Raw genomic sequence first — 19,028 nt, 5'->3', positions numbered from 1 at the left:
TGGAGCACGTGACTGGTTGGGTGCGCATCGCGGTACTGGCTCTCCTGTGGGGCTCGGGGTTCCTGTGGATCAAGCTGGCGTTGACCGGCCTGAGCCCGGTCCACCTCACGCTGATCCGCTGCGCGCTCGGCGCGCTGACGCTGCTGGTGCTGGCCTTCGCGGCCCGCCAGCGGCTTCCGCGCGACCGCGGCACGTGGGGACGGCTGATCGTCGCCGCGTTCTTCTGCAACGCGCTGCCGTTCGCGCTGTTCGGCATCGGCGAGCGCACGGTGGACTCCGGCGTCGCGGGGGTCATGAACGCCACGACCCCGTTGTGGTCGCTCCTGATCGGGGTCGCACTCGGCACCGAACGGCGTCTCAACCCGGCGCGCCTGCTCGGGCTGGCCCTCGGCTTCGCCGGCATCGTGGTGATCTTCGCGCCGTGGGAGCAGGCGGGCCTGCTGAGCACCGGCGCCCTCGCGCTGCTCGCGGCCAGCCTCAGCTACGCGATCGCGTTCGCTTACATGGCACGGAAACTGCCACCGAACGGCGCCCCGCTCGCGCTGTCGGCCGCCCAGCTGACGACCGCGACCGCGTTGACGGCGCTCGCCCTGCCGGTGGCCGGGACCGCGCCGCAGGTGAACCTCACGGCGCTCGCCGCGGTGACCGTCCTCGGCGTCTTCGGCACCGGGATCACGTTCTACCTCAACTACCGCGTGATCGCGGACGAAGGCCCGACGGCGGCCGCCACAGTCGGCTACCTCCTCCCGGTGGTGTCGGTCAGCCTCGGCACGCTCTTCCTCGGCGAACCGCTGACACCGCGGGTCGTCGGCGGCATGGCGATCGTCCTGTTCGCCGTCGCCCTCACCCGGTGGCGTCCTCAGGTGCCGGCGAACTGCCCGGCGAACTCGGCGGCCGGTTCGGCGACCCCGAAGTAGTCGCCCGTGGCCAGCTCGGCACCCGCCGTGCGCCACCAGCTCGCCTGGTCCTCGGTGTGGATGCCGTCGACGACGAGCGTCGCGCCGACCTGCCGGACCAGCGGCACCAGCGCGCCGAGGAACGTCGAGTCCGACCACGCCTGCCACTCGGCGAGGCGCCGGTCGACGCGCACGATGTCGACCGGCAGGTCCTGGACGGCCCGCAGGTCGTCGGGGCCCAGCCCGAAGTCGTCGAGCATCACGTGGACGCCGAGGTCGGCCAGCACGGTGACGTTCTCGATGACCCCGGACACCGGCAGCGCGCCGACCGGCACGCCGAGCATCAGCTGCTCCGGCGGCAGGCCGGTGTCGGCCAGCAGCCGCGTCACGCGCGTGCCCAGCGCGTCGTCCGACACCTGGTGCCCGGTCAGGCCGGCGACCACCGGGAGGCCGAACCCCGCCCGCTGCCGCCACCACTCGCCTTGCCGGCCCGCCGCGCGCAGCAGCCAGTCACCGAGCGGCAGCACCAGCCCGGTCGACTCGGCGAGCTCCGCGCACTGTTCGTGAGCCGGCGCCGGTTCGTCCGGGCGGTCCCAGTGCAGGCGGGCTTCGACGCCGGCCACCTCGCCGTCGGCCAGCCGTGTCATCGGCCGGTACCGGACGCTGATCTCGCCGTGCTCCCACGCCCCGGCCATGCCGACGGCCAGCGCCTGCGTCCGCCGGTCTTCGGCGTCGGCCTCCCGGTCGAACATCTTCCACTGGCCGCGCCGTCGTTCCTTGGCCCGCCGCAGCGTCTGGTCCGCCGCGCGTAACAGCTCCACCGGGTCGATGCCCTTCGACGGCCGGTGCACCACACCCGCGCTGGCCGACAGCGCGAGCCCGTGCCCGTCGACGAAGAACGGCTCGGCGAGCTCGTCGTTGATGGCGCGCACGATGGTGCCGATGTCCGGCGTCGTCGCCGTGTTCTCGACCAGGATGCCGAACTCATCGCTGTGGAACCGCGCGATCATCGCCTTTTCTCCGGCCATGACCGCCTTCAACCGCTGCGCGAAGTGGATCAGCAGCTGCTCGCCGATCCGGCGGCCGAGGCTGTTGCAGACCATCCCGAAGGCGTCGAGGTCGACGTGGAACAACGTCACGCCGTACACCGGGTCCGCGCGCCGCAGCGCCGTCTCCAGGTGGGTGCCGAAGTACTGCCGGTTCGGCAGCCCGGTGAGGACGTCGTGGAGGGCCTGGCGGCTCAGTTCCCCTTGCAGCAGCATCAGTTCGGTGCCGTCCTCGACCACGACGACGAAGTGCCCCGGCCGGTCCTCGGCGTCGCGCAGCAGGGACGCGGTGAGCGAGATGCGCGCGACGTCGCCGTCCTGGCGCAGCAGCCGTTGCGACTGCCGGACCCGCTCCTTGCCGCCGTCGAGCAGCGCCGCCATCGCCTCGCGCAGGACGCCGACCGTCTCGGGGTGGACGACTTCGTACAGCACCGTCCCGGTCAGCTCGCCGGACTGGTGCCCGAGCATCTCGGCCAGCGCCGTGTTGGCCCGCACGATCCGGCCGTCGAGGGCGACCAGCGCGATGCCGCTCGCGGACGACGTCACCACCTCTTCGAAGCGCGCCTCGCTTTCCTTGAGGTGCCACTGGGCGTCCCGCACCGCCTTGAGCAGCGAGAGGTGCATGATCTCCTGCTGGTCGAGGACGCTGCGCTCGTGCGCGAGCAGGAACCCGCACGAGAGCGCGCCCAGCGTCAGCGCGACGCGCTCGGCCAAGCGCTCGACCGCCTGGAGTTCGGGCAGCGCGGGCAGGCCCTTCGCGAGGACGTCGAGCGTGCACCGCAGCCCGGGCTCGCCGACGTAGCCGAGCCCGACCAGCCGCCCGCCGATCCGCTCGGCGGGCGTGGTGTCCGCGGAGGTGGCCCGTAGCGAACCGCACAACGTGACGAGCATGCCGCGCAACTCGGCGTCGAGCTCCTCCCGGCTCAGTGAAACCACGGTCGTGCCGCTGAGGAGGTAGGCCCACTTGCGGGCGAGCAGGTTCCGCGCGCGTTCCGGGTCGGGAACCGCGGGGCGGTTCGCATGGGGGTCGGGCATCGACATCCGGCGCGTCCGATCAGTTCTTCCGGCCGATTCCGGCGTAGACCAGCATGTTCATCTCCGCGGCGGCGGAGATGTCCGCCGGCCCGGCCGGCCGCCATTCCCCGCAGCCGACCAATCCCGGTTCGACGATTTCGAAACCCGTGAAGAGCTCGGTCACCTGGGCGTGCGTCCGCAGGTTCACTTGATCGGGGCTCCGGCTTTCCTTGATCGCCTCGGTCGCCTCGCCGAGGTTTTCGCCTTGGTGATCGCCGGTGACGTGGGTGATCGCGAGAAAACTGCCGGGCGCGAGCGCCGACCCGTACCGCCCGACGAGTTCGAGCGGCCCGGATTCGTCGGGCACCCAATGCAGCATCAAGAGCATCAGCAACCCGACGGGTTTTTCGAAATCGAGCAAAGCGCGCACCTGAGGTGCATCGAAAATTTTCTCCGGGTCCCGCATGTCGGCGTGTACGATCGCTGCACGATCGTTGCCCGCGAGCATCAATTCGCTGTGCGCGACCGCCACCGGGTCGCGGTCGACGTACACCACGCGGCAGTCCGGGTCCTGCGCCTGGGCGACTTCGTGCACGTTCGCCACCGTCGGGATTCCCGAGCCGATGTCGAGGAACTGCCGGATCCCCTGAGCCGTCATGAACCGCACCGCGCGCCCGAGGAACGCGCGGTTCACGCGCGCCGCGTCGCGCAAGCCGGGCATCGCGCGTTCGATCTGCTCGCCCACCGCGCGATCGACGGCGAAGTGGTGCCCGCCGCCCAGCATGAAGTCGTAGGTGCGGGCCATGCTCGGCACGGAGATATCGACACCCGGTGGTATCCATTCCGGTGATCGCGTCACGAAGAACACCTTCTCAGTCTGTCGGACCGGAAAGAGCTTAGCGATTCCCCCGGATTCGTCCACTGGGCCATATGCGTGAGCCCACGCCACCCGATCGGGCACTGTACCGTTCGCCCGGACGCGCCTACCGTAGGCCGTCTCCTTGGGAAATCCACACAATGGCGCAACGAGGAGTCCACATGACCGCCCCGGTCGCACCGGGCCGGTGGCCTTTTCTCGGGCACACTCCGGCACTGCTGAGGCAACGCTTCGCATTCACCAGTTCATTGCACGAGCACGGCGAGATCGTGAAACTCTACCTCGGCCCGGCCCCCACCTACTTCGTCACGAGCCCGCGGCTGGCACAAGAAGTGCTGGTCACGGCGGGTCCGAAGTTCCGCAAGGGCGCCATGTTCGACAAGTTTCGGCCGTTCGTCGGAAATGGCTTGGTGCTTTCGAACGGCGACTTCCACCGGCGCCAGCGGCGGCTGATGCAACCGGCGTTCCACCGCGACCGCTTGATCGCTTACGCGGAGATCATGCGGCGCGCGGCGGCCGATATGGGCGATTCCTGGCAAGCGGGCGAGGTTCGCCCGGTCGACGAGGACATGCAGCGCCTCGCGGTGACGATCGTCGGCGAGGCGCTGTTCTCCACGGAACTGGGAAAAGAGGCGATCGCCGAAGCGCGGAGATCCATTTACCTGATCATCCAGCAGGGAATGATTCGCGCGTTGTCGCCGAAGTTCGTCGAAAAGCTGCCGGTGCCCGGGAACCGGCGGTTCGACGAAGCGATCACGCGGATGCGGGAAATCGTGCTGGCGGTGATCCGCGACTGGCGGGCGGACGGCACCGACCACGGCGACCTGCTCTCGACGTTGCTGCTGGCCGGCATGACCGACGAGCAGGCGCGGGACGAGGTGCTGACGCTGCTCACCGCGGGCATCGAAACGACCGCGCTGGCGCTGTCCTGGACGTTCCACGAGCTCGGCAGGCACCCCGAGGTGGAGGCACGGGTGCACGCCGAGGTCGACGAGGTGCTGGGCGGCCGCCCGGTCACGGCCGAAAACCTCGGGCAGCTGGCCTACGTCCGCCAGGTCGTCGACGAAGTGCTGCGCCTGTACCCGCTGTGGATGCTGATGCGCCGCACCCTCGAGGAGGTCGACCTCGGCGGCGTCCGCCTCCCGGAAGGCGCCGAGGTGATCGTCAGTCCCCACGCACTGCACCACGACCCCGCGTCGTTCCCCGATCCGGCCCGGTTCGATCCCGGCCGCTGGAGCCCGGAACGCGCCGCCGAACTGCCGAAGGGCGCGTTCATCCCGTTCGGGGCGGGCAACCGGCAGTGCATCGGAAACCGCTTCGCCCAGAACGAAATCGTCATCACGGTGGCCACGGTGGCCGCGCGCTGGCGGCTGGTCCCGCTCCCGGGCCACCCGGTACGCGTGAAGTTCACCTCGGCCGCCTACCCGGACAGCCTGCCGATGACGGCTGTCCCCCGTCACTAGCTGGAGGTCGTACTCCCCGTGCTCCGCCTACGTGTTTGTGCTGCCGTTTTCCTGTTGCTGACCCTGCTCCCGACCCCCGCGCGGGCGGCCACGGCGACGTGCGAGGACCGGAACTTCCCGGTGACGCTGTCCCTGCTCCCCGAGACGATGCACGGCCGCCTGTGCGCCCCGCCGAACGCGCGCACGGTGGTGGTCCTGATCCCCGGCGGGACGTACAACGCGTCCTATTGGGACATCGGCTACACCCCGGAGACCCGCTCGTTCCGCCTGGCGATGAACAACGCGGGCATCGCGACCCTTGCCTTGGACCGCCTGGGAACGGGAGCGAGCTCGAAGCCGTTGAGCACCCTGCTGAGCGCCTCGACCCAGGCGACGGCGGCCCACCAGGTGATCCAGTCGATCCGCGCCGGCTTCCCCAGGGTGATCATCGGCGGCCACTCGATCGGCGCGGCCATGGCCATGATCGAGGCCGGCCGCTACCACGACGTCGACGGCGTGCTGGTGACGGGCATGACCCACCGGATGAACCTGATCACGGTGATCCCGGTCCTCGCCAACATGATCCCGGCCCCCTTGGACCCGGCCGTCCCGGACCGCGACGCGGGCTACCTGACCACGAGCCCCGGCACCCGCTACACGGCGTTCCACACCCCGGGCCCCCTCGACGAGGCCGCGATCGCGTACGACGAGTCCACAAAGGACGTCTTCGCGACGACGGAAGCGGTGGACAGCCTGACGTTGACGACGGTGGTCACCCCGGCGTCCCAGCAGATCACCGTCCCGGTCCTGCTGGTGCTGGGCAACGACCCGCACTTCTGCGGAACCCTGGGCAGCGACTGCTCTTCCCCGGAAGCGTTGCGCGTGTCGGAAGCCCCGTTCTTCGCCGGCCCCCTGCAGACGTACATCCTCGACGGCTACGGCCACGCGATCAACTACGCCCCCAACGCCCCGACGTACTTCTCGGTGGTCTCGGACTGGCTTAAGACGCTTGCATAGCAGCCAGATCCTGGACAGTTCCGGGACAGTTGGTTCCCGCGGGTCGTCGGTCCGGCCGCGCTGTACTACAAACAGCGCTCAGGACTACACCACCGGGGAGTGCGCATGCGGGTAGTGGCGGTCATGAACTACAAGGGCGGCGTAGGAAAGACGACCCTGACCGCGAACCTCGGCGCGGTGGCCGCCAGCCGGGGCCTGCGCGTCCTCCTCCTCGACCTCGACCCGCAGACCAACCTCACGTTCTCGTTCTTCTCGATCGACGACTGGCACCACCAGCTCAAGGACAACAACCGCACGATCAAGCAGTGGTACGAAGACGAGGTGCCGGGCCGGGACACGCCCCTGGCCGGCCTCGTCGTCACCCCGGAGCGGGTCAACAAGGTCCTCGACGGCACCGGCGGGCGCCTCGACCTGATCTCGTCGCACCTGGGTCTGATCGACATCGACCTGGAACTCGCGGCCCGGCTGGGCGGGGCGACCACCATCGAGACGTCGAAGCGGAAGTTCCTCGACCTGCACGACTGCCTCCGGCGCGCGCTCCGCGACGACCACTTCGCCGACTACGACCTGGTTCTCATCGACTGCGCCCCGAACTTCGGCATCGTCACCAAGACCGCGATCGTTGCCAGCGAACAGGTTCTCGTGCCCGCGAAGGCGGACTACCTGTCCACGCTGGGCCTGGACTACCTCGTGGGCAACTGCGCCGAGCTGGTCACGCAGTTCAACGACTTCGTCAACCACCGCGGCGGCACCCAAGGGCACCGCCCGATCGACCCCGCCATCCTCGGCGTGGTCTTCACGATGGTGCAGATCTACTCGCAGCAGGTGACGCTCGCCCAGCACGCCTACATCGAGGAAGTGCGCCTGAATTCCCGGGTTCCGGTGCTGAACAGCAAGATCCGCAACAGCCCCCGCCACTTCGGTGACGCCGGCGAAAGCGGCGTACCGGCGATGCTGCGCGTGGCCGGCCGGGACGAAGTCATCCGCGAATTCGACCACCTGGCCGACGAGGTCCTCGGCGCGCTCTCCCTGCCCGGCGGCCGCCGGTGAACGACCTGAAGCAGCTGGCCGCGTTGCAGGCGCGGATGTTCGAATTCCTGGCCCAGCAGGACGAGGCCACGCTGGAGGCGATCGCCAGCGGCGAGGCGCACCTGGCCATCACCGGCGCGCAACAGCCACCGGAACCACAGCCGGCTTCGCTGTCCAGCATGACCGTGACCGAACTCAGGGCGCTGGCCAAGAAACGCCGGTTGCGCGGGTACAGCAAACTGACGCGCGGCGGGCTCGTGGCTCTCCTGGGCGGCCCCGCCGTGAGCGAACCGGTGGCGGACATCCGCCCCGAGGCACCGCCCCCGGTCAGCACCACGAACCCGGACTCCGACGCGGCAGCCATCGCGTCGCACCTGCGGGAAACGGAGACCGAGGAAGAAGGCGCCGCGTACCTCCGGGCACAGCACCTCGACCGCGAGGGGTTGCTGGCCGTCGCGACCGAGCTGCAGCTGACGCGCGTCGACCGCCTCCAGCCGAAGGAGCTCGAGAAGAGAGTCCTCAAGCAGGCCATCGGCGCCCGGCGCAAGTTCGCCGGCCTGCGGAAGTGGTGACGGCAGACGGCCGTTCGATGCACTTGATCGGCGGCCGCCGCGTGATGGTCTCGGACCTGCTGGAGGCGGGCCTGATCCAGGCGGGCGCGAAGCTCAGGTTCAGCCGCAAGCGCATCGGCGCCACGTTCGAAGCGACGGTGACGGACCAGGGCCGCATCCGCCTGGAGCCCACCGGCGAGGAATTCCGGTCCCCTTCACGAGCGGCCATGGTGGCGGCCGGCATGCGCGCGGTCGACGGCTGGCGCGCGTGGGTGCTGGTCGACGAAGACCGCCTTTTGGACACGGTCCGCCAGGAGTTCCTCGACCGCGCGATTTCCGCGGCTCACCGCCGCTCCGAGGACACGGACCGCCAGCGCGTCCACGAACGCCTGCGCCAGGCCCGCGCCCGCGCCGACCAGCACGATCCCGAGCGCATCTCCGTCCGCGACCTCCTGGCCCTCTGGGGCGCGAGGGACCGCGGCGACCAGGTCAGCCGGATCGAAGCGGACCTGGCCAACCACGGGCTGGTGACGTCCCCGAGCTTCCGCGCGGTCACCCTCGACACGATGGTGTCGCTGACCACCCCGCCCGACGAGGTCGAGGACACCCCGATCACCGAGGACGAAGAGGGCGGCGACGACCTCAACGTCCGCCTGACGGTGGGAAACCTGACGCCCCTGGACGGCGTGGCATCCGTCGGCCCGAACAGCGAGCTGGCCGAGGCGATCACGAAGATGCTCCTCAACGACTTTTCCCAGCTGGCGGTCCTCAGCGGCCCCCGCAACGCCCGCGGCGCGGTCACCTGGCGCTCGATAGCCCAAGCCCTGCACCAGAAACCGACGGCAACGGTCGCCGACGCGATCGTCGGCGCGGAATCGGTCGCCTACGACCGCGACCTCTTCGAAGTCCTCCCGACGTTGCAGCAGCACGAGTTCGTGCTGGTGCTGAACGAGAGCAAAGAGGTCAAGGGCATCGTCACGACCGCGGACGTCGCCCACCGCTACGGCGAAATGGCCACGCCGTACTTCCTGCTGGGCGAGCTGGACCAGACGCTGCGCTGGATCCTGGGCCGCTGCCTGGACCTCCCCGCCGTCCAGCCGCACTGCAGCAGACCGATCAAGTCCTTCGACGACCTGGCGTTCGGCGACTACCAGCGCATCCTGGAGAACAAGGAGATCTGGCAGAAGCTGGGCTGGCCCTTGGACCGCCAGACCTTCACGTCCCGTTTGGAGAAGATCCGCCTGATCCGCAACAAGGTGATGCACTTCCACCCGGACCCGGTCGCCGAAGACACGATCAGGAAGCTCCGCAACTTCACGAAGCTGCTGCACCAGTACCGCGACCCGAGCTGACGCTTACTCGAACAAGGTGACCACGGCCGGGGGTCCAGGGGGCGGAGCCCTTTGGCGGGGGTTTGGGGATTCGACCCCCAAAAGACACTACGAAGAGAGCCCTGTTTGCGTTTTCGGCAAACAGGGCTCTCTCACGAAAGAAGTGGAGCTGAGGGGAATCGAACCCCTGACCTTCTCGATGCGAACGAGACGCGCTACCAACTGCGCTACAGCCCCTTGGTTGTGCTCGTAGAGCTTAGCAGTGCCCCACGAGCACCCCACGCAGGGGGGTCACTCTCCCACCGCACGCCGATAAGGCCCGGTCCCGGGCTCGTCCAGCTCCTCGAACGCCGGGTCCTCGTCATCGAGATCCACGACCACCGCACTGCGCCGGATCCGGGAAGTCGGCGACGGGCGACGCTCGACGACCTCACGCCGAACCGGCTCGACCACCTCCACGTCCTCGGCGTGGTCCTCCTCCGCTTCGACCGGAGCGGACTCCTCCACCGAAATCGAAGGAGCACGACGAGGCGCACGCGTGCTGTTGAACCGCGCGAGCCGGCGCTGCCGGATCTCCTCCTCGATGCGGACCTGGCGGCGCAGGTACACGAGGTACCCGACGAGCGCGACGTCGACGATGGCGTGGCCCCACCAGACCAGCGGGACGAGGAAGCCGGCCACCGCGGCCGTCGCGACCGCGATCACGAGCAGGATGACGACGACCCGCTGCCGGAAGCCGTACTTCGCGCGGGCCGCGATCTCGGCCGCTTCGGGGTCGAAGCCGCCTCGGCCGGGGCGGTAGCCCGGCCGGTCGCGTTCCGCCCGCGAGGCGCGCTTCGGCTGCGGGAGCGGTTCGGGGTCGGGCTCCGGATCCTCGAAGTCGTCCTCGAGTTCGAGGTCCGCTTCCAGTTCCGCGAGGTCGTCCTCGACCGAGGGCCGGGTCTTCTCGGGACTGTCGGACATGGCGAATTCCTCCCGGTCTTCGTTGCGTCCACCACCACTGCGCACGACCCTGGCCGCCAACGCGGAGTCGGTCGTCCTCGCGACCTGCTGCCGCTTGCGCGCGACCATGGGCACGAGAACGACGAGCCATGCCGCGGCGAGCGCGACGATGATCACGGAGCTGGGCATCTCCCGTCACCTCCCCCGATCCTTCACCTGAAATCACGCTAGTCACAGGAGTAACAGATCGGGCGGAGGCTCGCCGGGTTCGATCACGGAAATGCCTCACCGGATTAGGTGAATCTCACAGCATGTGGTAACGCGGCTACTGACCCAGGTGGGTAATCACGGTCAGGCGTGGTCGGCGCGGCCCGCCGCGACCAGCCGGGACACCAGCCCAGGCCCGGTCTCCTCGCGCGTGACGGCGAAGCAGTAGTGGTCCCGCCAGGCACCGGCGACGTCGAGGTAGCGCTCGAACAGCCCCTCCTGCCGGTAGCCCGCCTTGGTGAGAACCCGCAGGCTGGCGGTGTTTTCCGGCCGCACGGTGGCCTCCAGCCGGTGCAGGCCGCCCGGGCCGAAGGCGTGGTCGGTGACGAGGGCGACGGCGGCCGTCGCGACCCCGCCGCGGACCACTTCGGACGACACCCAGTAGCCGATCCAGGCGGACCGCAGCGACGCCCGGATGACGTTACCCACAGTGATCTGACCGGCGAGTCGCCCGTCGAGGGTGATCGTGAACGGCAGGCACTGGCCACGCCGAGCGAGCGAACGCAGCGCCGCCCACTGCGACGGCCATGACCAGAAGGCGTTGCGTTCCGGCCACGGGCCGACGCCGGTCGGCTCCCACATCTCGAGGTGCGCCCGGTCCCGGAGCCGGATCCGGCTCCACTCGCCCGCGTCGCGCAGCCGGACCGGCCGGATCGCGACCACGCCGGCGGGCACCCGCAGCGGGCCGAGCCGCGCCGGCCAGCCCGGGTGCCTGCTCTCGACCGGGTAGGACACGCCGGACACGGAGTTCATCAGGCCCGTTGCGCCAGGAAGGTGACCTGGACCTGCTCGCCGGCGGCGACCTCCGTCAGCTCCTCCGGCACGTTGATCAGGCAGTTCGCTTCGGCCAGCGACGCGAGCAGGTGCGCCCCGGACTGACCGAGGGGCTGGACCAGGTACTCGCCGTTGGCCTCGTCGCGCAGCAGCTGGCCGCGCAGGAACCCGCGCCGCCCCTCGGTCGACGTGATCGGCGACAGCAGCCGCGCGCCGACGATCCGCCGGTGCGGGTTGCGGGTCCCGCGCGCCGCCCGGATCAGCGGCCGCACGAGCACCTCGAACACCACCAGCGCGCTCATCGGGTTGCCCGGCAGCAGGAACGTCGGCACCGAATCGGGGCCGAGCCTGCCGAACCCTTGGACCGAGCCGGGGTGCATCGCGACGCGGGTCAGATCGATCCGGCCGAGGTCGGACAGCGCGGCGTGGACCTCGTCGCCGGTGGCGCCCCCGGCACCGCCCGCGACGACCACGATCTCCGACATCAGGAGCCGTCCCTCGACGATCTCCCGCAGCCGCTTCGGCTCGCTCGACACGATGCCGACCCGGCTGACCTCGGCGCCCGCGTCCCGCGCGGCCGCGGCCAGCGCGTAGGAGTTGACGTCGTAGACCTGCCCGACCGACGGCGTCCGGTCGATGTCGACCAGCTCGTCGCCGACCGACACGATCGAGACGCGCGGCCGCGGGTAGACCAGCACCTTCGCGCGGCCGACCGCGGCGAGCAGGCCGACCTGCGCCGAGCCGATGGTGTCGCCGTTGCGCACCGCGACGTCGCCGATCTGGACGTCCTCGCCCGCCCGCCGGACGTACCCGGCGGAGGGCACCGAGCGGTGCACCGTGACCTTGGCCTGGTGCCCGTCGGTGTAGGCCAGCGGGACGACGGCGTCGGCGAGCGTCGGCAACGGTGCGCCGGTGTCGACGCGCACGGCCTGGCCGGGCTGGAGCCGCCGCGGCTGGCGCGAGCCCGCCGCGATCTCCCCGACGACCGGCAGCTGCACCGGCTCCTGCCCGGCGGTGCGCACGTCGACGCTGCGCACCGCGTACCCGTCGATCGCGGCCTGGTCGAACCCGGGCAGCGCGTGCTCGGCGACGACCTCCTCGGCGCAGAGCAGGCCCTGGGCCTCGGAGATCGCCACCCGCACCGGCCGGGGCCGGACGGCGGCGTCCAGCGTCATGGAGATCTGCGCGTCGACCGAGCGGAACTCGGCCTCCTCCTCGGCCACTTCGGGCCGTGCCGCGTCGAGGGATTCCGTCATGGGCGATCTGTCCCGATCCGTTCCGTCAGCCACGCCCGTAAAGATGGACCGTACTCGGGCGTTTCAAGCGCGAAATCGACCGCGGCGCGCAGGAAACCACCCGGATTCCCCAGGTCGTGGCGTCCGCCGCGGTGGACGACGACGTGCACCGGGTGCCCTTCGGTGATCAGCAGCGCGACCGCGTCGGTCAGCTGCAGCTCGCCGCCGCTGCCCGGCGTGATCCGCTTCAGCGCGTCGAAGATCGCCCGGTCGAGCAGGTAGCGCCCGGCCGCGGCGTACGTCGACGGCGCGTCCTCCGGCTTCGGCTTCTCGACCATCCCGTGCACGCGCTTGACGTCGTCGTCGTCGGTGTCGCTGACGTCGAACACGCCGTACGGCGAGATCTCGGCCTTCGGGATGTCGAACGCGCAGAGCACGCTGCCGCCGTGTTCGGCGCGGACCGCGCTCATCCGCTCGAGCACGCCGGTCGGCAGCACGAGGTCGTCCGGGAGCAGCACGGCGACGGCCTCGTCGTCGGGCTTCAGGTTCGGCTCGGCCTGCGCGACGGCGTGGCCGAGCCCGAGGGCCTGCTCCTGGATCGCGGTCTCGACGGCGAGCAGCGCGGGCCCGCGGCGGACCTTCTCGAGCAGCTCGTCCTTACCCTTGGTCTTGAGGTTCTCCTCCAGCTCGGGCTGCGTCTCGAAGTACTTGACGACGGCTTCCTTGCCCGGCGAAGTGACGATGACCAGGCGTTCCGCTCCGGCGGCGGCGGCCTCGGCCGCCACCAGCTCGATGCCCGGCGTATCCACCACCGGCAGCAGTTCCTTGGGCACGGCCTTCGTCGCCGGGAGGAACCGTGTCCCGAGGCCGGCGGCCGGCACGATGGCGGTTCTGAACGTCTGGGTGGTTGCGGCGCCCGTCATGGGCGCAAAGCCTAACGTGAGGTCATGCACGCGCTGGGCAATGAGCACCTGAGCAAGGCGGAGTGGCGTGACCGGCTGACGCGCGCGCGGGCGGACCAAACCGCCGAATCGCACGCCGCCGAGGCATCGGCCCTGGTCAACGCGGTGTCGAAGGTCACATCCGCCACGGTGTGCGCGTACCTCCCGTTCGGCACCGAACCGGGCACCACGGCGCTCGTCGACGCGCTGGCGGCCGCGGGCGCGCGGGTGCTGCTGCCGGTCATCGAGCCGGACCCGGGGCCGCTCGAGTGGGCCGAGTACACCGGCGAGGCCGATCTGGTGCCCAGCCGGTTCCGCGGGATCCGCGAACCGGGCGGAAAACGCCTGGGTATCGACGCCGTGGGGGCAGCGGAGCTGATCTTGGTGCCCGCGCTGGCCGTCGACCGCCGGGGCGTCCGGCTCGGCCGGGGCGCCGGTCACTACGATCGCTCGCTGGTGTTCGCGGCGCCCGGTGCGGCGCTGCTGGCCGTCGTCCGGGACGAAGAGCTGGTCGAACGGCTGCCGGGGGAACCTCACGACGTGCGCATGAGCGCGGCCTTGACGCCGGGTCGAGGCGTGGTCGAGCTGCCGGTGTGAGCAACCTGGAATTGCTTTCGGGGAATGCTTTCAAGCACAATTGGGTTAGCACTCTGGTCGGATGAGTGCCAGCAAAGGAGCCGTCAGTGCCTACGTACCAGTACGCCTGCAAAGAATGCGACCACCGGTTCGAAGCCGTGCAGTCGTTCTCGGACCCCAGCCTGACCGTCTGCCCGCAGTGCTCCGGCACGCTGCGCAAGGTCTTCAGCTCGGTCGGCGTCGTCTTCAAGGGCAGCGGGTTCTACCGCACGGACTCGCGCGACTCGAAGACGGCGAGCACCGCCGCGACGCCGCCGAAGTCCGAGACCAAGACGGAGTCGAAGTCCGACACGAGCTCGGCATCCTCCTCCTCGAGTACGACGAAAACCACCGCCGCGGCCTCCTGAGCCACGGAGTTATCCACAACACCCCGGTTGTCCACAGGTGCCGGACGTGGCCCTTCCGGCGGCCCGTCCGGCTTCCCTAACGTCGATCTCGTGCGGCAAGCCGCCGCACCCGATCCGACCGAGGGGGCACCGTGGACGTACTGGCGAGGTTCCACCCACCCGACTTGTCCCGGCTGCGAGGCCGGCGGACGCGGCTACTCCGCCGCTGGCTCGCCGCCTGCCTGCTGCTGGCCGGCGCGCTGCTGTTCACCCATCCCGGTTCCGCGCGAGGCGCGCCGACGAATCCGACCGTCGTCGCGGCGCACGACCTGCCCGCCGGCGCGGCCTTGCGGGCCGCCGACGTCCGGCTGGCCGACCTCCCCGACGACGCTCGTCCCTCGGGCGTGCTGAATTCGCTCGATCTCGTCGACGGTCGCTCGCTGGCCGGTGCCGTCCGTGCCGGCGAGCCGTTGACCGACGTCCGGCTGGCCTCCATCCCCGCCCCGGGTGATCCGGGGACGGCGACCGTGCCGGTCCGGCTGGCCGACGCGGCCGTCGCCGAGCTCCTGACGCCGGGCAGCCGCGTGGACGTCGTCGCGGCGCCCGAGGCGGGCGTACCCGCTTCCGTGCTGGCCGGCGGGGCCACGGTCGTGGCGGTCGGGCACCAGGAGCCGTCCGCGGCGAAGGGCCCGCTGGTCCTGTTGCGGCTGCCGGAGGCGATCGCGACGAGGGTGGCGGCGATTTCACTGGAGCGTCCGGTAACGGTTACTCTCCGCTAGCCCCCACCAGCCCGTTCTCGAGGAGAGCAAGTGTTCAAGGGTTTCAAAGACTTCCTGATGCGCGGCAACGTCGTCGACCTCGCCGTCGCGGTGGTCATCGGCTCGGCGTTCACGGCGATCGTCACGGCGTTCACCAACGGCCTCGTCAAGCCGCTGATCAGCACGATCGGCGGTACGGACGCCGCCAAGGGCCTCGGGTACCAGATCTTCGACAACAACCCCGCCACGTTCCTGGACTTCGGCAACGTGATCAACGCGGCGATCAACTTCGTCCTGGTCGCGGCGGTCGTCTACTTCGTGATCGTGCTGCCGGTGAAGCACGTGCAGGAGCGGCGCAAGCGCGGCCAGGAGCCGGGCCCGGCCGAGCCCACCGACGTCGAGCTGCTCATCGAGATCCGCGACCTGCTGCGTGCGCAGGCCCAGCGCGACAACGGCCGCGACTGAGCCGGCTCAGCGATCGTGGTGCGGTGGCCGGTTCTCCCGGTACCAGTCGTCCGGGAGACCGGTGCGCCGCTCGGGGTCGCGCTCGTCGGAGGTCGTCTCGGGCAGGACGTCCCCGAAGATCTCGTCGACCCGGCGGCGCCGCTCGCTGCTGGTCTGGGGTTTCCGCTGTTCGCCCGGCATGACCCCAGTGTCCCACGCCTCGTTCTTTGACAACTCCAGAGCGAACGCCGAGCGGCGTGCCCGCACCTCGTCCCGCCACCCGCGGATCTGTTCCTCGCTGTGCAGGAAGTCCGCTTCCGGCCCGTGGGTGAGGTCGATGCCGCCGAGCAGATCGAGCGCCCAGAGCTGATCTTCGTCGAGATCGACCTGGCCGCCGAAGTCGTCGCTGAGCCACTTCATGGCCCAGCGGTCAGCCGCGTCGCGGCTGATCCGCGCGGCGAGGACACCGTCGAACCAGGCCTCGATCTCGCCCATCCCCGGCCCGGTCAACGGGGGATCAGACCTCTTCGAGGCCCGAAAGCTCGTCGATCACGTGCGGCACGAGCGAGGTCAGCGTCGCCATCCCGTCGCGCACCGCCGACCGCGACCCGGCGAGGTTGACCACCAGCGTGCTGCCGGACACGCCCGCCAGCCCCCGCGAGATCCCGGCGTCCACGGCTCCGGCCGCCAAGCCGGACGCGCGGATCGCCTCGCTGATCCCCGGGATCGGGCGGTCGAGCACGCCGGCGGTGGCGTCGGGCGTCCGGTCGCGCGGCAGCACGCCGGTGCCGCCGACGGTGATCACCAGGTCGGCACCGCCGATCACGGCCGTGTTGAGCGCGTTGCGGATACCAGTGGTCTCGGCGTCGACGACCACCACACCGTCGACGATGAAGCCCGCTTCTTCGAGCAGCTCCGTGACGAGCGGGCCGCTGGTGTCCTCGTGCTCGCCGTGCGCCACGCGATCGTCCACGATGACCACGAGGGCCCGGCCCAGCCGTTGTGCACTCCGTTCCATGGCGCCCACCGTAGTCGGTTTCGGCCGCCCGGCGGCGGGAGGTGCCGGGTGAGTTCTGACGATCCGGTGACGTGACCGCGCGGCCCTCGGCAAGCCCGCGTGCGGCCCCCTAGCGTGACCGGTGTGCGCGTACTGGTCACCGGCGGAGCCGGGTTCATCGGATCACACATCGCCGACCTCCTCGCCGACGGCGGTGACGAGGTCGTGGTGCTCGACAACCTGCTCCCGACGGCGCACGGCTCCCGCACCCCGCCGCCGTACACCGGACGGCACCGGTTCCTGCGCGGCGACGTCACCGACACCGAGATCGTCGCGGAGCTGCTGGACGGCGCCGACGCGGTCTGCCACCAGGCGGCGGTGGTCGGGCACGGCGTCGACCCGTCGGACGCGCCTTCGTACGCCCTGAACAACGACTACGGCACGGCGGTGCTGCTGGCCGCGATGCACGAGGCGGGCGTGCGGAAGCTGGTGCTGGCGTCGTCGATGGTCGTCTACGGCGAAGGCCGGTACGCCTGCCCGGAGCACGGCGTGGTGCCGCCGTCGCCGCGCCGCGAGTCCGATGTGGACGCCGGTCGCTTCGAGCCGCGCTGCCCGTCCTGCGGGGCCGAGCTGGCGTGGCAGCTGGTGCCCGAGGACGCACCGCTGAACCCGCGCAGCACGTACGCGGCGACGAAGCTCGCACAGGAACACCTGGCCGGCGCGTGGGCCCGGCAGACGGGCGGCAGCGTGTGGGCGATGCGCTACCACAACGTCTACGGCCCGCGGATGCCGCAGAACACCCCGTACGCCGGGGTGGCGTCGCTGTTCCGTTCGTCGCTGGTGCGCGGCGAAGCCCCGCGTGTGCTGGAGGACGGCCGCCAGCAGCGGGACTTCGTCCACGTCCACGACGTCGCCAGGGCGAACGTCCTGGCCCTCAGGATAGCAGGCCCGGCGGGCGACCTCACCCCGGTGAACGTCTGCTCCGGCACCCCGCACACGGTGGGCGAGCTGGCGGTCGAGCTGGCCAGGGCGTGCGGCGGCCCGGCGCCCCAGGTGGTCGGCGGCGCCCGCGCAGCCGACGTCCGCCACGTGGTGGCCGACCCCGCCCGCGCCCGCGAACTGCTGGGCTTCACGGCGGAAATCGGCTTCGAAAAGGGCATGGCGGACTTCGCCACGGCGGAGCTGCGCGACCCGGTCCGGGCTTAGCCGGCGAGCGCCTCCGCGACGGAAAGGCTGTCCTCGTAGACGTGGTACCGGCGGTCAGGTGGAGCGCGCAGCGAGCTGTGTAAGCGCGGCCGGTGTCCCGAACCGTCTGACGGATTTCGCCGAGCACCACGGCGTCCCGGCCCTCGACCAGGGTTCTCAGCTCCGGCTCGCCCCGGTCGCCGGGGCGGGGGTTGGACCGAGGTCGAGATCCCCATCGAGTCGGTCGAGGCCGCCGTGCCGGAAATCCTCAAGCTCGGCGCCGAAGCCGAAGTGCTCGCCCCGGCCGAACTCAGGGCCGCGGTGGTCCGGACCCTGCGCACGATGCACCGGACCTACGGCCTCTAGGGCCTGTATCGAAGTCGGTCAGAGCCATTCGTCGATAGCTGCGATGTGGATGGTGGCTTCGTAGCGGACGGCGAGTTTGTCGTATCGGGTGGCCACGGCGCGGTGGCGTTTGAGGCGGTTGATGCCGCACTCCACGGCGTGACGCTGCTTGTAGGTTTCGGGGTCGAAGGCCGGTGGCCGGCCGCCCTTCGACCCCTTGGCCTTGCGGTGCGCGTCTTGATCAGCTTTGCTCGGAATTGTCGCCTTGATCCCACGTTTGCGCAGGTGAGCCCGATTGGCCTTGGAGGTGTAGGCCTTGTCCGCCAGCACCCGGTCCGGCCGTGTGCGTGGGCGCCCGCCACCGGTCAGCCGGGGCACCCGGATACCACGCAGGACGGGAATGAACTGCGGGCTGTCACCACGCTGCCCGGCGGTCAGCACGATCGACAACGGCTTCTGCCCCTGCTCACAGCCCAGATGCAGCTTCGTGGTCCACCCACCGCGGGACCGGCCCAACGCATGATCGTCCGGCTCGGCGGTCACCCCGCCCGGCGACTCAGCTTGCAGATCCCCCTTTTACGCGCACCTGCGGCATGCTGATGCGCCCGAGTGATCGTGGAGTCCACGCTCACGTCCCAGACGATCCGCCCCGCCGCCTCGGCCAACGCCTGCAATGCGGTCAATATCCGCCTCCAGGTGCCATCACGCTGCCACCGCCGAAACAGCCCATACGCCGCAGCCCACGAGCCATACCCAGCGGGGATGTCCCGCCACGGCGCACCGGCACGCACCCGCCACCGGATCGCGTCGATCAGCTGCCGCTTGGTCCACATCGACGGTCGCCCGGGCCGCTTCGGCTCGGGCAGCAACGGCTCCAGCGCTGCCCACTGAGCGTCGGTCAGGTCGAACCGCCCCGCCACCGCTAGGGTGTCCACGAGGTCTCCGGTGTTCAGGTTCTTCTTGGTCGACGAACCA

At 70.4% G+C, this 19,028-nt stretch carries 21 protein-coding genes and 1 tRNA gene; 12 read left to right on the top strand and 10 right to left on the bottom strand.

Features of this window, described 5'->3' with window-relative positions:
* Window positions 1-8: 8 nt before the first annotated feature.
* Window positions 9-917, top strand: coding sequence for a DMT family transporter (locus H4696_RS39450; RefSeq protein WP_249027043.1), 909 nt, complete (start codon window positions 9-11; stop codon window positions 915-917).
* On the opposite strand, the gene H4696_RS39445 is transcribed toward H4696_RS39450, so the two are convergent.
* The gene (locus H4696_RS39445; RefSeq protein ID WP_225955930.1) at window positions 860-2,977 is read right to left on the bottom strand and encodes a putative bifunctional diguanylate cyclase/phosphodiesterase; all 2,118 of its coding nucleotides are present in this window, start codon (window positions 2,975-2,977) and stop codon (window positions 860-862) included. The two genes, H4696_RS39450 and H4696_RS39445, sit on opposite strands and share 58 nt — an antisense overlap.
* 19 nt (window positions 2,978-2,996) lie before the next feature.
* The gene (locus H4696_RS39440; protein ID WP_086861559.1) at window positions 2,997-3,815 is read right to left on the bottom strand and encodes an SAM-dependent methyltransferase; all 819 of its coding nucleotides are present in this window, start codon (window positions 3,813-3,815) and stop codon (window positions 2,997-2,999) included.
* A 179-nt stretch (window positions 3,816-3,994) separates the two neighbouring features.
* Between H4696_RS39440 and H4696_RS39435 the strand changes: the two genes are divergently transcribed.
* The 5 genes from H4696_RS39435 to H4696_RS39415 all read left to right on the top strand — a co-directional run bounded on the left by H4696_RS39435 (window position 3,995) and on the right by H4696_RS39415 (window position 9,224).
* Window positions 3,995-5,296, top strand: a complete 1,302-nt coding sequence (locus tag H4696_RS39435; RefSeq protein WP_086861545.1) for a cytochrome P450 — start codon at window positions 3,995-3,997, stop codon at window positions 5,294-5,296.
* A 51-nt stretch (window positions 5,297-5,347) separates the two neighbouring features.
* Window positions 5,348-6,292 carry an alpha/beta fold hydrolase gene (locus H4696_RS39430; protein ID WP_169735024.1) on the top strand — a complete coding sequence of 315 codons (945 nt, stop codon included), beginning with the start codon at window positions 5,348-5,350 and terminating at the stop codon, window positions 6,290-6,292.
* 105 nt (window positions 6,293-6,397) lie between these two features.
* Window positions 6,398-7,342 carry a ParA family protein gene (locus H4696_RS39425; RefSeq protein ID WP_086861544.1) on the top strand — a complete coding sequence of 315 codons (945 nt, stop codon included), beginning with the start codon at window positions 6,398-6,400 and terminating at the stop codon, window positions 7,340-7,342.
* Window positions 7,339-7,893, top strand: coding sequence for a hypothetical protein (locus tag H4696_RS39420; RefSeq protein ID WP_086861543.1), 555 nt, complete (start codon window positions 7,339-7,341; stop codon window positions 7,891-7,893). Before H4696_RS39425 ends, H4696_RS39420 begins: the two co-directional genes overlap by 4 nt.
* Before the next feature lie 17 nt (window positions 7,894-7,910).
* Window positions 7,911-9,224 carry a restriction system modified-DNA reader domain-containing protein gene (locus H4696_RS39415; protein WP_192782783.1) on the top strand — a complete coding sequence of 438 codons (1,314 nt, stop codon included), beginning with the start codon at window positions 7,911-7,913 and terminating at the stop codon, window positions 9,222-9,224.
* A 143-nt stretch (window positions 9,225-9,367) separates the two neighbouring features.
* Here H4696_RS39415 and H4696_RS39410 read toward each other — a convergent pair.
* The 5 genes from H4696_RS39410 to H4696_RS39390 all read right to left on the bottom strand — a co-directional run bounded on the left by H4696_RS39410 (window position 9,368) and on the right by H4696_RS39390 (window position 13,344).
* Window positions 9,368-9,440 (bottom strand) — tRNA-Ala (locus H4696_RS39410).
* 54 nt (window positions 9,441-9,494) lie between these two features.
* The gene (gene sepX / locus H4696_RS39405; protein ID WP_086861542.1) at window positions 9,495-10,334 is read right to left on the bottom strand and encodes a divisome protein SepX/GlpR; all 840 of its coding nucleotides are present in this window, start codon (window positions 10,332-10,334) and stop codon (window positions 9,495-9,497) included.
* Window positions 10,335-10,496: 162 nt separating this feature from the next.
* Window positions 10,497-11,165: a GNAT family N-acetyltransferase gene (locus H4696_RS39400; RefSeq protein WP_086861541.1), complete on the bottom strand. Its 669-nt coding sequence runs from the start codon at window positions 11,163-11,165 to the stop codon at window positions 10,497-10,499.
* Window positions 11,165-12,442: a molybdotransferase-like divisome protein Glp gene (glp, locus tag H4696_RS39395; protein WP_086861540.1), complete on the bottom strand. Its 1,278-nt coding sequence runs from the start codon at window positions 12,440-12,442 to the stop codon at window positions 11,165-11,167. Before glp ends, H4696_RS39400 begins: the two co-directional genes overlap by 1 nt.
* Window positions 12,439-13,344, bottom strand: a complete 906-nt coding sequence (locus H4696_RS39390; protein ID WP_086861539.1) for a UTP--glucose-1-phosphate uridylyltransferase — start codon at window positions 13,342-13,344, stop codon at window positions 12,439-12,441. Before H4696_RS39390 ends, glp begins: the two co-directional genes overlap by 4 nt.
* A gap of 24 nt (window positions 13,345-13,368) precedes the next feature.
* Here H4696_RS39390 and H4696_RS39385 point away from each other — a divergent pair, with 24 nt between their 5' ends.
* The 4 genes from H4696_RS39385 (at window position 13,369) to mscL (ending at window position 15,547) form a co-directional block, all read left to right on the top strand.
* Window positions 13,369-13,959, top strand: coding sequence for a 5-formyltetrahydrofolate cyclo-ligase (locus H4696_RS39385; RefSeq protein ID WP_086861538.1), 591 nt, complete (start codon window positions 13,369-13,371; stop codon window positions 13,957-13,959).
* A gap of 86 nt (window positions 13,960-14,045) precedes the next feature.
* Window positions 14,046-14,345, top strand: a complete 300-nt coding sequence (locus H4696_RS39380; RefSeq protein ID WP_086861537.1) for an FmdB family zinc ribbon protein — start codon at window positions 14,046-14,048, stop codon at window positions 14,343-14,345.
* A gap of 131 nt (window positions 14,346-14,476) precedes the next feature.
* On the top strand, window positions 14,477-15,103 hold the full coding sequence (locus H4696_RS39375; protein WP_086861536.1) for an SAF domain-containing protein: 627 nt from the start codon (window positions 14,477-14,479) through the stop codon (window positions 15,101-15,103).
* 30 nt (window positions 15,104-15,133) lie between these two features.
* Complete coding sequence (gene mscL, locus H4696_RS39370) at window positions 15,134-15,547, top strand: large conductance mechanosensitive channel protein MscL (RefSeq protein ID WP_086861535.1); 414 nt, start codon at window positions 15,134-15,136, stop codon at window positions 15,545-15,547.
* 6 nt (window positions 15,548-15,553) lie between these two features.
* Here the strand turns inward: mscL and H4696_RS39365 are convergent, their stop codons facing one another.
* Both H4696_RS39365 and H4696_RS39360 read right to left on the bottom strand, forming a co-directional pair.
* Window positions 15,554-16,021 (bottom strand): hypothetical protein, encoded by a 468-nt coding sequence (locus H4696_RS39365; protein ID WP_192783150.1) that lies wholly within the window; start codon window positions 16,019-16,021, stop codon window positions 15,554-15,556.
* Between the two features lie 22 nt (window positions 16,022-16,043).
* The gene (locus tag H4696_RS39360) at window positions 16,044-16,544 is read right to left on the bottom strand and encodes a MogA/MoaB family molybdenum cofactor biosynthesis protein (protein WP_086861534.1); all 501 of its coding nucleotides are present in this window, start codon (window positions 16,542-16,544) and stop codon (window positions 16,044-16,046) included.
* Between the two features lie 123 nt (window positions 16,545-16,667).
* On the opposite strand from H4696_RS39360, the gene H4696_RS39355 reads away from it, so the two are divergent.
* Together H4696_RS39355 and H4696_RS51565 are read left to right on the top strand one after the other, a co-directional pair.
* Window positions 16,668-17,729: an NAD-dependent epimerase/dehydratase family protein gene (locus H4696_RS39355; protein ID WP_169735023.1), complete on the top strand. Its 1,062-nt coding sequence runs from the start codon at window positions 16,668-16,670 to the stop codon at window positions 17,727-17,729.
* Between the two features lie 234 nt (window positions 17,730-17,963).
* Window positions 17,964-18,074, top strand: coding sequence for a WYL domain-containing protein (locus tag H4696_RS51565; RefSeq protein ID WP_249027042.1), 111 nt, complete (start codon window positions 17,964-17,966; stop codon window positions 18,072-18,074).
* A gap of 18 nt (window positions 18,075-18,092) precedes the next feature.
* Here the strand turns inward: H4696_RS51565 and H4696_RS39345 are convergent.
* A protein-coding gene (locus H4696_RS39345; RefSeq protein WP_420831550.1) for an IS5 family transposase occupies window positions 18,093-18,973 on the bottom strand; the annotation gives its coding sequence in 2 pieces (ribosomal slippage) (window positions 18,093-18,598 and window positions 18,598-18,973; 882 coding nt in all).
* Window positions 18,974-19,028 lie beyond the last annotated feature (55 nt).

Origin of the sequence: Amycolatopsis lexingtonensis, assembly GCF_014873755.1 — a bacterium.
Classification (GTDB): domain Bacteria; phylum Actinomycetota; class Actinomycetes; order Mycobacteriales; family Pseudonocardiaceae; genus Amycolatopsis; species Amycolatopsis lexingtonensis.
This window is presented reverse-complemented; position numbering and strand designations above follow the sequence as displayed.